This window comes from Pseudomonas sp. NFACC02, assembly GCF_900110765.1.
Taxonomy (GTDB): domain Bacteria; phylum Pseudomonadota; class Gammaproteobacteria; order Pseudomonadales; family Pseudomonadaceae; genus Aquipseudomonas.
On record NZ_FOEO01000006.1, the window covers coordinates 89,603 to 102,520 of the forward strand.

At 60.5% G+C, this 12,918-nt stretch carries 13 protein-coding genes; all 13 read left to right on the forward strand.

All coding sequences use genetic code 11. From position 1 onward, the window contains the following. Positions 1 to 3 precede the first annotated feature (3 nt). The 13 genes from flhF to BMY73_RS07850 all read left to right on the forward strand — a co-directional run bounded on the left by flhF (position 4) and on the right by BMY73_RS07850 (position 12,734). The gene (flhF, locus tag BMY73_RS07790) at positions 4 to 1,353 is read left to right on the forward strand and encodes a flagellar biosynthesis GTPase FlhF (RefSeq protein WP_062385965.1); all 1,350 of its coding nucleotides are present in this window, start codon (positions 4 to 6) and stop codon (positions 1,351 to 1,353) included. Positions 1,354 to 1,471: 118 nt separating this feature from the next. After that, entirely contained in the window at positions 1,472 to 2,305 is an 834-nt protein-coding gene (gene fleN, locus BMY73_RS07795) for a flagellar synthesis regulator FleN (RefSeq protein ID WP_062385964.1), read from the forward strand. Next, complete coding sequence (fliA, locus tag BMY73_RS07800; protein WP_062385962.1) at positions 2,302 to 3,042, forward strand: RNA polymerase sigma factor FliA; 741 nt, start codon at positions 2,302 to 2,304, stop codon at positions 3,040 to 3,042. Before fleN ends, fliA begins: the two co-directional genes overlap by 4 nt. Before the next feature lie 268 nt (positions 3,043 to 3,310). Further along, the gene (locus BMY73_RS07805; RefSeq protein WP_175500148.1) at positions 3,311 to 3,685 is read left to right on the forward strand and encodes a chemotaxis response regulator CheY; all 375 of its coding nucleotides are present in this window, start codon (positions 3,311 to 3,313) and stop codon (positions 3,683 to 3,685) included. Positions 3,686 to 3,704: 19 nt separating this feature from the next. After that, positions 3,705 to 4,493, forward strand: a complete 789-nt coding sequence (locus tag BMY73_RS07810) for a protein phosphatase CheZ (protein WP_062385961.1) — start codon at positions 3,705 to 3,707, stop codon at positions 4,491 to 4,493. A gap of 130 nt (positions 4,494 to 4,623) precedes the next feature. Further along, positions 4,624 to 6,912, forward strand: coding sequence for a chemotaxis protein CheA (locus tag BMY73_RS07815; RefSeq protein ID WP_092406224.1), 2,289 nt, complete (start codon positions 4,624 to 4,626; stop codon positions 6,910 to 6,912). A 196-nt stretch (positions 6,913 to 7,108) separates the two neighbouring features. Then, a complete protein-coding gene (locus BMY73_RS07820; RefSeq protein ID WP_092406226.1) occupies positions 7,109 to 8,254 on the forward strand; it encodes a protein-glutamate methylesterase/protein-glutamine glutaminase in 1,146 nt (381 codons plus the stop codon). After that, on the forward strand, positions 8,254 to 8,994 hold the full coding sequence (locus BMY73_RS07825) for a flagellar motor protein (protein ID WP_062385956.1): 741 nt from the start codon (positions 8,254 to 8,256) through the stop codon (positions 8,992 to 8,994). Before BMY73_RS07820 ends, BMY73_RS07825 begins: the two co-directional genes overlap by 1 nt. Before the next feature lie 7 nt (positions 8,995 to 9,001). Further along, positions 9,002 to 9,883, forward strand: a complete 882-nt coding sequence (motD, locus tag BMY73_RS07830; RefSeq protein ID WP_062385954.1) for a flagellar motor protein MotD — start codon at positions 9,002 to 9,004, stop codon at positions 9,881 to 9,883. A gap of 39 nt (positions 9,884 to 9,922) precedes the next feature. Beyond that, on the forward strand, positions 9,923 to 10,711 hold the full coding sequence (locus BMY73_RS07835; protein WP_092406228.1) for a ParA family protein: 789 nt from the start codon (positions 9,923 to 9,925) through the stop codon (positions 10,709 to 10,711). A gap of 114 nt (positions 10,712 to 10,825) precedes the next feature. Continuing rightward, positions 10,826 to 11,773, forward strand: a complete 948-nt coding sequence (locus BMY73_RS07840; RefSeq protein ID WP_092406230.1) for a CheW domain-containing protein — start codon at positions 10,826 to 10,828, stop codon at positions 11,771 to 11,773. 85 nt (positions 11,774 to 11,858) lie between these two features. Continuing rightward, positions 11,859 to 12,338 carry a chemotaxis protein CheW gene (locus tag BMY73_RS07845; protein WP_062385949.1) on the forward strand — a complete coding sequence of 160 codons (480 nt, stop codon included), beginning with the start codon at positions 11,859 to 11,861 and terminating at the stop codon, positions 12,336 to 12,338. Then, positions 12,339 to 12,734, forward strand: a complete 396-nt coding sequence (locus BMY73_RS07850) for a DUF2802 domain-containing protein (protein WP_062385948.1) — start codon at positions 12,339 to 12,341, stop codon at positions 12,732 to 12,734. It begins immediately after the preceding gene. Positions 12,735 to 12,918: the final 184 nt, after the last annotated feature.

Here is a 12,918-nt window from a genome sequence, read left to right on the forward strand (position 1 = left end):
GTCATGCAAGTTAAGCGTTTTTTCGCCGCCGATATGCGACAAGCCATGAAACTGGTTCGCGATGAGCTGGGCGCTGAAGCCGCCATCATCGGCAACCGGCGCATCGCCGGTGGCGTGGAACTGACAGCTGCGCTGGACTACAAATTGTCTGCGCTGGCACCGCGCGTGCCTAACATCGAGCTGGAAGACGAGTTGCGCAAGACCCAGTCGCGCATCGTCACCGCGCAGGCTGAGCTGACCCATCGCAGCGAGCTGGACACTGTCGCCAATCGTCAGCTGTTCGCCGGTGTTGCGATGGACGACAGCAAGCAGATCGAGCCAACGCTGGACGAGCCGTTTCGCCCGTCGATTCATGCGGCCATCGCGGCTGATCGCGCCGAGCGTCAAACGGCCGCCGAGCCCGCTGTCAGCCAGCGCGCCTATGAGTCGATGCGCTCCGAGCTGAACGGCCTTCGCGAACTGCTGGAAGTGCAACTGGGGTCGCTGGCCTGGAATCAACTGCAAGGCAGCCGCCCGCAGCAGGCGAACCTGTGGCGTCGTCTGCAGCGCGTCGGCCTGTCCGGTCCGCTGTCGCGCGACCTGCTGGCAATGGTGCCGGACGGCAATGACCAGGCGCATACCTGGCGTATGTTGCTGGCGCATCTGGCCCGCATGATCGTGACGCCGGATGTCGAGCCGTTGGAAGAGGGCGGTGTCATCGCCATGGTCGGTCCCGCCGGTATGGGCAAGACCACGACGCTGGCAAAACTGGCCGCGCGATATGTGTTGAAATACGGCGCGCAAAACATCGCGCTGGTGAGCATGGACAGCTTCAGGATCGGTGCTCAGGAACAGCTCAAGACGCTGGGACGTATTCTCAACGTACCGGTGACGCACGTCGACCCCGGGCAATCTCTGGCTCAGGCGCTCGAACCGCTGCTGCGCAAGCGCGTAGTGTTGATCGACACGGCCGGTCTGCAAGCAAGCGATCCGGCACTGCGTCTGCAACTGGAAAGCCTGGCGGGTCGTGGCATCAAGGCACGGAACTACCTGGTGCTGGCGACGACCAGTCAGAAGCAAGTGCTGACAGCGGCTTATCACAGTTACAAACGTTGCGGCCTGGCCGGGTGCATCCTGACCAAACTGGACGAAACCGCAAGCCTGGGCGAAGTCCTGAGCCTGGCGGTGACTCACGAGTTGCCCGTGGCCTACCTGACGGATGGCCCACGGATTCCGGATGATCTGCATCTCCCACGTCGGCACCAGCTGGTGAGCAGGGCTGTCAGCGTGCAGATGCAGGAGGAGCCTAGCGAGGAAGCGATGGCGGATATGTTTGCGGATCTTTATCACAGCACCGGCAAGCGCGCGGGCTAGGTAGGGAAAATGACATTGGAAAATACCTGCATCGATGGTCTGCCACGCATTGTTCACGCAGTGAACGTGCAGCCCGAAATGTGGCTTAGGTCTAAGCAAGACAAGGTAAAAAATTAACATGGGCAGCATGCATCCCGTTCAGGTTATCGCGGTGACCGGTGGCAAAGGTGGCGTAGGCAAGACCAACGTGTCAGTGAACCTCTCGCTGGCCCTGGCCGAGCTGGGACGTCGCGTCATGTTGCTGGACGCCGATCTGGGTCTGGCCAATGTCGACGTATTGTTGGGGCTGACCCCGAAACGCACCCTTGCCGATGTCATCGAGGGTCGGTGCGAGCTGCGCGATGTCCTGTTGCAGGGCCCCGGCGGCGTGCGCATCGTGCCAGCGGCATCGGGCACCCAGAGCATGGTTCACCTGACGCCTGCGCAACACGCCGGCCTGATTCAGGCGTTCAGCGATATCGGTGACAACCTGGATGTGCTGGTGATCGACACCGCTGCCGGGATCGGCGAATCGGTGGTCAGCTTTGTGCGCGCCGCGCAGGAAGTCTTGCTGGTGGTCTGCGACGAGCCCACCTCGATCACTGACGCCTACGCGCTGATCAAACTGCTCAACCGTGATTACGGCATGAACCGCTTCCGCGTGCTGGCCAACATGGCGCAGAGCCCGCAGGAAGGGCGCAACCTGTTTGCCAAGCTGACCAAGGTCACCGACCGGTTCCTCGACGTGGCACTGCAGTATGTGGGCGCGGTGCCTTACGACGAGTGCGTGCGCAAGGCCGTGCAGAAGCAGCGGGCGGTGTACGAAGCATTTCCACGTTCCAAATGTGCGCTGGCGTTCAAGGCCATCGCGCAGAAGGTCGATACCTGGCCGCTGCCGGCGAACCCGCGTGGCCACCTTGAATTTTTCGTTGAACGTCTGGTTCATCAGACCAGCGCAGGGCCAGTGTCATGACACCGAGCGGCTATCGCATGTACAGCAAATCTTCCAAAGATTCCCAGTATGAGCTGATCGAGCGTTATGCCCCTCTGGTCAAGCGCATCGCTTACCACTTGCTGGCGCGTCTGCCAGCCAGTGTGCAAGTCGAAGACCTGATCCAGGCGGGCATGATCGGTCTGCTCGAAGTATCGACCAAGTACGACTCCACCAAGGGTGCGAGTTTCGAGACGTACGCGGGTATTCGTATCCGTGGTGCGATGCTCGACGAAGTGCGCAAGGGCGACTGGGCACCCCGCTCGGTTCACCGCAATACGCGCATGGTGAGCGACGCGATTCGTGCAATTGAAGCAAAAACAGGTCGCGACGCTAAAGATCATGAGGTTGCTGCCGAACTTCAATTGAGCCTCGACGATTACTACGGGATTTTGAACGACACCTTGGGCAGTCGCCTGTTCAGCTTCGACGACCTGTTGCAGGACGGCGAGCATGAAGGGCTGCACGAGGACGGCGCGAGCCAGTCGCTCGAACCGTCGCGCGATCTGGAAGACGAGCGTTTCCAGAGCGCGCTGGCGGAGGCCATTGCCAACCTGCCCGAACGTGAACGCCTGGTGCTGGCGCTGTACTACGACGAAGAGCTGAACCTCAAGGAAATCGGTGAGGTCCTGGGGGTCAGCGAGTCGCGCGTCAGTCAGTTGCACAGTCAATGCGCGGCACGGTTGCGGGGTCGGTTGGGCGAGTGGCGCGCGCGTTGACTCATCGAGCGCAGACCGTGGTGTCTGCGTGATGCATGTAAGGCCGGCTGTGCAATAGACGTTGAGTGGGCGAAAAGGAAGACAAGGCAGGAGCCGGTCGGATCAGGTCTTTTACAGTCCGGTTCCGCTGCGCTTGTCAGTTGTCGATTCCTTGACCCCCTTCATTGTTTTCGCAAAACGGGCCATTGGGTTGTGCCGGTATTGATTGAACGCGCGTCCAGGTGCTGGACGCGTTAAAGACTGCTTGGAGGTCGAATTGGACAAGAACATGAAAATCCTCATCGTTGATGATTTCTCAACGATGCGGCGGATCATAAAAAACCTGTTGCGTGACCTTGGGTTCACCAACACGGCCGAAGCAGATGACGGTACCACTGCATTGCCTATGCTGCAGAGCGGGGCTTTTGACTTTCTGGTGACTGACTGGAACATGCCTGGCATGTCCGGCATCGACCTGCTGCGCCAGGTGCGTGCCGATGAACGTCTGCGTCATCTACCGGTGTTGATGGTGACGGCCGAGGCCAAACGCGAGCAGATCATCGAGGCCGCTCAGGCCGGCGTGAACGGCTATGTAGTGAAGCCATTCACTGCACAAGTGCTCAAAGAAAAAATCGAAAAAATATTCGAGCGCGTCAATAGCTGATGTCCGCTGCGAGGGCGCTATGGATCCTAAAGATTCTACAATGGGTGACTTTGAGTCGACCCTGAAGAAACACGCACAGGAACTCGTTGCCAGCCTTGAAAAAGGCAAGTTCGGTGACGCCGTGCAACTTATCCATCAGCTTAATCAGACCCGGGATCGCGGCCTGTATCAGGAAGTCGGCAAGCTCACGCGTGAACTGCACAGTGCGATCGTCAACTTCCATATTGACCCGCACATGCCGCAAGCCGAAGAAGTGTCCCAGATCACCGATGCCACCGAGCGCCTGTCGTATGTGGTCAGGCTCACGGAAGGGGCGGCTAACCGCACCATGGATCTGGTGGAGCAGAGCACGCCTTTGATGAACGGCCTCAGTGCCGACGCCAAAGCGCTGAGTGTCGAGTGGGGACGCTTCATGCGTCGCGAAATCAGTGCCGACGAGTTTCGTGATCTGGCCCGTCGCGTCGATGGATTTCTGACGCGCAGCGAGAAAGACACCCACGAGGTCGCCACTCACCTGAACGACATTCTGCTGGCTCAGGATTACCAGGACCTGACCGGTCAGGTGATCAAGCGCGTCACGCAACTGGTGACAGAAGTGGAGAGCAATCTGCTCAAGCTCGTGCTGATGGCCAGTCAGGTTGATCGCTTTGCCGGGATTGAGCACGACCAGGAAGTGTTCCGTCAGCAAAAAGAACAAGAAAAACTTCATTCCAAGGGTGAAGGTCCGCAGATTCATGCCGATAAACGTGAAGACGTCGTATCCGGTCAGGATGATGTAGACGATCTGCTATCCAGCCTTGGCTTCTAACTTCTAGATCCCAGGTTCTATGTGAAAGTGGCTGCGGTGCTGCGCGTGAATGCTTCGACGAAGGTAATGCGCGCAGAGCCTCGATGCAGCCTCTGGATCGGTTTGACGGTTAATTTTAGGAGCACCCCCAATGAGCTTCGGCGCCGATGAAGAAATCCTTCAGGATTTTCTGGTAGAGGCCGGCGAGATTCTGGAGCAGTTGTCCGAGCAACTGGTCGAGCTGGAAAGCCGGCCTGACGATGCGGACCTGCTCAATGCAATTTTTCGCGGTTTTCACACTGTAAAAGGGGGCGCCGGCTTCCTCCAGCTCAACGAGCTGGTTGAATGCTGTCACATCGCCGAAAACGTGTTCGACATCCTGCGCAAGGGAGAGCGCCGGGTCGATGCGGAGCTCATGGACGTGGTGCTCGAAGCACTGGACACCGTCAACAGCATGTTCGGTCAGGTTCGCGAACGGTCTGACATCACGCCGGCCACGCCAGAGCTGTTGGCGGCGCTGTCGCGTCTGGCAGAGCCGGCGTCGGCTGACGAAGTGGCGGCTGCTCCTGCTCCAGAGGTCGAAGCGGTTGCCGAAGCGCCGTCCGAAGACATTACCGATCAGGAATTCGAGCAACTGCTGGACTCGCTGAACGCGGTCAAGGCTGAAGCGGCCGGCGTTGCTGCGTCGGCGGCGGCGCCTGCCGCTTCTGTGTCGCCACCTGCCACAGCGACTGACGCGGCCAGCGACGAAATCACCGACGCCGAATTTGAGTCGCTCCTCGACCAGTTGCACGGTAAGGGCCAGTTTGCGGCCGATGCCGTGGCACCTGCGGCGGCTGCCGCACCCGCTGCGCCACCTGCCAGCGACGAAATCACCGATGACGAATTCGAAGCGCTGCTGGACCAGTTGCACGGCAAGGGTTCATTTTCGCCCGATGCCGGCGCGGCTGCTCCCGCGACTCCACCTGCTCCTGCTACCGCGAGCGATTCCAAGGCCGCTGCGTCGGATGAAATCACCGATAACGAATTTGAAGACCTGCTGGATCAGTTGCACGGCAAGGGCAAGTTCGAGCCTGCGGTAGCGGCGTCTGCGGCCGCGGCGACGACGCCAGCGAAAAAAGCCGAGCCTGCGAAAACGGAGCCCGCGAAGGCCGAGCCGGTCAAGCCAGCTTCGGGTTCTGCCGCACCCGCCAAGCCCGCTCCGGCTCCTGCTGCTGCGCCTGCAGCCGCACGCGCACCGGCGCCGGTCGCCGACAAGGCACCGACCGAAGCGGAAACCACCGTGCGCGTCGACACCGCCCGGCTGGATGAAATCATGAACATGGTCGGTGAACTGGTGCTGGTGCGTAACCGTCTGGTGCGCCTGGGCGCCAACAGTTCGGACGAAGCCATGTCCAAGGCCGTGTCCAACCTGGACGTGGTCACCGCTGACCTGCAGACCGCGGTGATGAAAACCCGCATGCAGCCGATCAAGAAAGTGTTCGGTCGCTTCCCGCGACTGGTTCGCGATCTGGCGCGTCAGCTGAAGAAAGAAATCAACCTTGAACTGGTGGGTGAAGAAACCGACCTGGACAAGAACCTGGTCGAGGCGCTGGCCGACCCGTTGGTGCACTTGGTGCGCAACGCGGTGGACCATGGCATCGAATCGCCGGAAGAACGCGAAGCGTCGGGCAAGTCCCGGGGCGGTCGCGTGGTGCTCTCGGCGGAACAGGAAGGCGACCACATCCTGCTGTCGATCTCCGATGACGGCAAAGGCATGGACCCGGCGGTGCTGCGTGCGATTGCGGTCAAGCGTGGGGTCATGGACAAGGATGCGGCGGACCGTCTGAGCGACACCGATTGCTACAACCTGATCTTCGCGCCGGGCTTCTCGACCAAGACCGAGATTTCCGACGTGTCGGGCCGTGGCGTGGGCATGGACGTGGTGAAAACGAAGATTGCCCAGCTCAACGGCTCGATCAACATCTACTCGACCAAGGGGCAAGGCTCGAAGATCGTCATCAAGGTGCCGTTGACCCTGGCGATCATGCCGACCCTGATGGTGATGCTGGGCGATCAGGCCTTCGCTTTCCCGCTGGTCAACGTCAACGAGATTTTCCACCTCGACCTGTCGACCACCAACGTGGTGGACGGCCAGGAAGTGGTGATCGTGCGCGACAAGGCACTGCCGCTGTTCTACCTCAAGCGCTGGCTGGTCAGTTCGGCCGCGCACGAAGAACAACGCGAAGGCCATGTGGTGATTCTCTCGGTCGGCACTCAGCGCATCGGCTTCGTCGTCGATCAGCTCGTGGGTCAGGAAGAGGTGGTCATCAAACCGCTGGGCAAAATGTTGCAAGGTACGCCAGGCATGTCGGGCGCCACCATTACCGGTGACGGCCGCATCGCCCTGATCCTCGACGTACCGAGCATGCTCAAGCGTTACGCCGCACGGCGTATTTGAAGTCCGCAATGCATTGAACGCTGTGGGATCGATTCATTCGCGAGGGGCCGGTACAGGCAACAGACAGGTATCGCCTGAATCATTTTCGCGAATGAATTCGCTCCCGCAGGTTCTTTGTCCACCTTTGTCATCCTGGTGGATCAGAGGTTGATGAAACGGGCCGCACCAGTCACTGGGCAGGCTCTATGGAGTTTTTATGGCAGTCAAGGTTCTGGTGGTAGACGATTCCGGCTTTTTTCGCCGGCGCGTCTCGGAAATTCTTTCCTCTGACACAACGATTCAAGTGGTCGGCACCGCCACCAACGGCAAGGAAGCGATCGAGCAGGCTCTGGCCCTCAAGCCCGATGTGATCACCATGGACTACGAGATGCCGATGATGGATGGCATTACCGCCGTTCGCCATATCATGCAGCGCTGTCCGACACCGGTTCTGATGTTTTCCTCGCTGACGCACGAAGGCGCCCGGGTCACCCTGGATGCGCTGGATGCCGGCGCGGTGGACTTCCTGCCGAAGAATTTCGAAGACATCTCGCGTAACCCCGACAAGGTCAAGCAGATGCTGTGCGAGAAGGTGCACAGCATTTCTCGCAGCAACCGTCGCTCCACCGGTTTTGCTGCTGCCCCGGTTGCTACGCTCGCTGCGCCCGCCTCAGGGGCGTTGCGCACGCCGGCGCCTTCCGCCGGGGCTGCTCGTCCTGCACCCGCCCGCCCTCCGGCCGGGGCATTCACTCATCAAGCGCCGGCGCCTGCCGCGCACAGCTCGCCTGCGCCCAAGCGCAAGGCCTACAAGCTGGTCGCCATCGGCACCTCCACAGGCGGCCCGGTGGCGTTGCAGCGCGTGCTGACGCAGTTGCCGGCCAATTTTCCGGCTCCGATCGTGCTGATTCAACACATGCCTGCCGCCTTCACCAAGGCCTTCGCCGAACGCCTCGACAAGCTGTGCCGCATCAGTGTCAAGGAAGCCGAAGACGGCGACATCCTTCGCCCCGGCTTAGCGCTACTGGCGCCGGGCGGCAAACAGATGATGGTCGACGGCCGGGGAGCGGTAAAAATCCTGCCGGGTGACGAGCGCCTTAACTACAAACCGTGTGTCGACATCACGTTCGGCTCGGCCGCCAAGTCCTACGGCGACAAAGTCTTGGCCGTGGTGCTGACGGGCATGGGCGCGGACGGTCGCGAAGGGGCGCGTCTGCTCAAGCAGGGCGGCAGCCATATCTGGGCGCAAGACGAAGCCAGCTGCGTGATCTACGGCATGCCGATGGCCATCGTCAAAGCCAATCTGGCCGACGCCGTCTACAGCCTGGACGATATCGGGCGTCACCTGGTCGAGGCGTGTCTGTAATGGATGTTTTGACGCTTATCGGGATCATTCTGGCGTTTGTCGCCATCATCGGCGGTAACTTTCTGGAAGGCGGCCACCTGGGCGCCTTGCTCAACGGGCCTGCAGCGCTGATCGTCCTCGGCGGCACCCTGGCGGCCTGCCTGTTGCAGACGCCAATGAGCGCGTTCAAGCGCGCGATCCAGATTTTCGTGTGGATCCTGTTTCCACCGCGCATCGACCTGGCAGGCGGCATAGACCGTGTGGTGTCGTGGAGCCTGACCGCGCGCAAGGAAGGCCTGTTGGGGCTTGAATCCGTGGCCGATGGCGAACCCGACGCGTATTCGCGCAAAGGCCTGCAATTGCTGGTCGACGGTGCCGAGCCGGAAGCCATTCGCGGCATCCTGGAAGTGGATTTCCTGACTCAGGAAAACCGTGACATTCAGGCGGCCAAAGTCTTTGAAAGCATGGGTGGCTACGCGCCGACCGTGGGCATCATCGGCGCGGTCATGGGCCTGATTCACGTCATGGGCAACCTCGCCGACCCGAACCAGTTGGGCAGTGGTATCGCAGTGGCCTTCGTGGCGACCATTTACGGCGTCGCGTCCGCCAACCTCATCCTGTTGCCGGTGGCCAACAAGCTCAAAGCCGTAGCCATTCGCCAGTCGCGTTACCGTGAAATGCTCCTTGAAGGTCTGCTCTCCATTGCCGAAGGCGAAAACCCGCGTTCGATCGAATTGAAGCTGCAAGGTTTCATGGAGTGATGGACTGATGGCCCGTCGACGTCGCCACGAAGAACACGAAAACCATGAGCGCTGGCTGGTGTCCTACGCGGACTTCATCACCCTGTTGTTCGCATTTTTCGTGGTCATGTACTCCATCTCGTCGCTCAACGAAGGCAAGTACAAGGTGCTGTCCGAAGCGCTGGTCGGCGTATTCAACGAAGCCGAGCGTAGCGTGAAGCCGATCCCGATCGGTGAGCAGAAACCGCAGACCGTTCGCCCCGCCGACCCCTTGGTTCAAGACAGCGAGCAAACCGATGCGGCCCTGGGGCAGGGCGCGCAGGACCCGCTGAAATCCATTGCCGACGATGTTAACGCCGCGTTCGGCGACCTGATCGCCTCGAAGCAGATGACCGTGCGCGGCAACGAGCTATGGATCGAGATCGAACTCAACTCCAGCCTGTTGTTTGGCAGCGGGGACGCCATGCCCAGCAACCTGGCGTTCGATCTGATCGACAAGGTGGCGAAAATCATCAAGCCGTTCGACAACCCGATCCACGTCGAAGGCTTCACCGATGACCAGCCGATCAATACCGCGCAGTTCCCGAGCAACTGGGAGCTGTCTTCAGCACGTTCTTCGAGCATCGTGCGCATGCTGGCGATGGACGGGATCAATCCGGCACGCCTGGCGTCCGTCGGCTACGGCGAGTTCCAGCCGCTGACGTCCAATGCCACCGCTGATGGCCGTGCGCGCAACCGTCGTGTGGTGCTGGTGATTTCACGTAATCTGGACGTGCGCCGCAGCCTGACTGGCTCCGGCACCGCAGCCAATGCAAAACCGGATGCGGCACTGCGTCGTGCTGGCACACAAACTGCACCTGTCCCAGCCAAGCCGGCGCAAGGCGTCAAATCTTCGTCATCTGCCCCTTAATGCTCGGTCACCGATGAGGGCCGGGGGGAAAACGAACACATGAGAGTCTGGGCAGTAGCCAATCAGAAAGGCGGGGTCGGCAAGACCACCACCTCAATCGCTTTAGCCGGATTGCTGGCCGAGGCGGGCAAACGCGTGGTCGTGGTCGACCTGGACCCTCACGGCTCGATGACCAGTTATTTCGGACACAATCCTGACGCGCTGGAACACAGCTGCTTCGACCTGTTCCTGAACAAAGGCGCCGTGCCCGATGGGTTGCCGGGTCAATTGTTATTGCCCACCAGTGACGGGCGTATTTCCCTGCTGCCTTCCAGTACTGCGCTGGCAACCCTCGAGCGTCAATCGCCGGGGCAGAGCGGTCTGGGGCTGGTGGTTGCCAAGAGCCTGGCGCAACTGTGGCAGGATTTTGATTATGCGATCATCGACAGCCCGCCGCTGCTGGGAGTGTTGATGGTCAATGCGCTGGCGGCCAGTCAGCAACTGGCGATTCCGGTGCAAACCGAGTTTCTGGCGGTCAAGGGCCTGGAGCGCATGGTCAACACCCTGGCGATGATCAACCGGTCGCGCAAGGTCCCGTTGCCGTACACCATCGTGCCGACGCTGTTCGACCGCCGCACGCAGGCGTCGATGGGCACCTTGAAGTTGCTGCGCGACAGCTTCCCCGAACACGTGTGGAACGCTTATATCCCGGTGGATACGCGCTTGCGTGATGCCAGCCGTGCGGGCGTCACGCCGTCGCAGTTCGACAACAAGAGCCGAGGCGTGCTGGCGTATCGCGCACTGCTCAAGCATTTGTTGACCGAACAGCTTGTGGGACAGGTGGCCTGACATGTCCGCTGATCGTTTATTCCCGGTCCATGCGCCTGCGCGCTCAAGTCGGCCCGCTGTTCAGCCGATATCAGGTATAGGCGGTAATCGCATCACTTATTTTCGGGCTCCCGTATGAACCGCCCTCTGGACATCGCATCACGACCGCAACTGGCGCTGCAGAACTACCTCGACGCGTTGCTTCAGGACGCTACCGAAGAGCTGGAAGTCGTCGAAAGCATTGATGAGTTTCAAGCGGCCGTGCTCGAAGAGCAGGCCCACGATGCACGCATGCGCACGGCCGTTGCCGACGCCGTTGCGGCTGCCGTGCCGGTTAGCCGACCTGCGCCCGTCTCGCTGGCGTTCACGCCGCAGGCCAAGCCTGAGCCGGTTCGCGAGACAGCACCGTTGGCCCGACCGCATGCTGAACCCGTGACGACCAGACTTTTGGAAGTGCCGGTCATTCTGCCGCCGGTGATCGCGCCTCCTGTTAGCGTTCCAGCCGTCGTTGAACCGGTGCTAGCGGAACCGACAGTGGCACGGGTCGAGCCAGTGGCCGATGTGCACCTGCCCGCGCAGCGCACACCGACTCCGCCGCCAACCTCCGATGAACGTCCAGCCTGGGCAGACGAACCGTTCGAATGCCTGCTGTTCGACGTCGCCGGGCTGACCCTGGCAGTGCCACTGGTGTGTCTCGGTTCGATCTATCCACTGGCCGGGCATGACCTGACGCCGCTGTTCGGCCAGCCAGACTGGTTCCTCGGCATTCTGCCGAGCCAGGCCGGCAATCTGAAAGTGCTGGATACCGCGCGCTGGATCATGCCGGACCGCTACCGCGATGACTTCCGTCAGGGTTTGCAGTACGTCATTTCGGTTCAGGGTTACGAGTGGGGGTTGGCGGTGCACCAGGTCAGCCGTTCGCTGCGCCTGGACCCGAAGGAAATCAAATGGCGCACCCATCGTGGCCAACGTCCGTGGCTGGCCGGGACCGTGATCGAACACATGTGTGCATTGCTGGACGTTTCCGAACTGGCCGAGCTGATTGCCAGCGGCGCGGTCAAGCAGATGCAGGCACGCAAATGAATACCATCAAATAACTGTCATCAAACAAGCACGAGCCGGAGCTGAAAGCGCCGGTCGAACAGCACAACAGCAAGGGGTTAGGGGTATGAAGAAGTCGTCAGCACAGGGTTCCGAAGATCCGATTCTGCAGTGGGTCACCTTCCGCCTGGACAACGAAACGTATGGCATCAACGTGATGCAGGTTCAGGAAGTGCTGCGCTACACCGAGATCGCGCCGGTGCCGGGTGCGCCAAGCTATGTGCTGGGCATCATCAACCTGCGTGGCAATGTCGTCACTGTGATCGACACCCGCCAGCGCTTTGGTCTGCCGCCGGTTGAAGTCAGCGACAACACGCGTATCGTGATCATCGAGGCCGATAAGCAAGTGGTCGGAATCCTGGTCGATAGCGTTGCTGAAGTGGTTTACCTGCGTCAGTCGGAAGTCGAAACCGCGCCGAACGTGGGTAACGACGAGTCCGCGAAATTCATCCAGGGCGTCTGCAACAAGAACGGCGAGCTGCTGATCCTTGTGGAACTGGACAAGATGATGTCCGAGGAAGAGTGGTCCGAGCTGGAGAACATCTGATTGATTTTTGAGGTTGCGGTCATTTTTCTGGCGGTGTTGTGGGTCGCGACGGTTGCGATGTTCATGGCCCACACCAAACGCCTGCGTACCCTGGCCACGCAGCAGGTCGAAGCTGACTCGCTGCGTGATCAGCGCATCCGCGAGCTCGCCCGACGCCTGGAGAATTACCAGGGCGGTACGGTGAAGATGGGCGAGGATCTGCACGAACTGCGCTCCATCGTCGCACCGCTTCCGGACAAGATCACCGCGCTCGAACAGCGCGACCCCTCCACACTGTCCTTCGCCCAGGCGGCACGCCTGGTCAGCATGGGCGCCAGCGTAGACGAGCTTACCCAGTCCTGCGGCCTGACCCAGGCTGAGGCGCAGTTGATGACCAAGTTGCACGGGAATAATTGATAGCAGGATTTTGGTTCTTCCGTTGTTGGGTACGGTGTGTATATCCGTTTCTTCGGTAACGGTTGCTTATGGTTCCGCTCTTACAGCGGGTCACTTTTGTCAAGAGAGCCACAAAAGTAACCAAAAAGGCCCTGCTCCTGGTTTGGCTTCGACTTCGTCGAAGTTCCCTCACTCCGGCGACGCT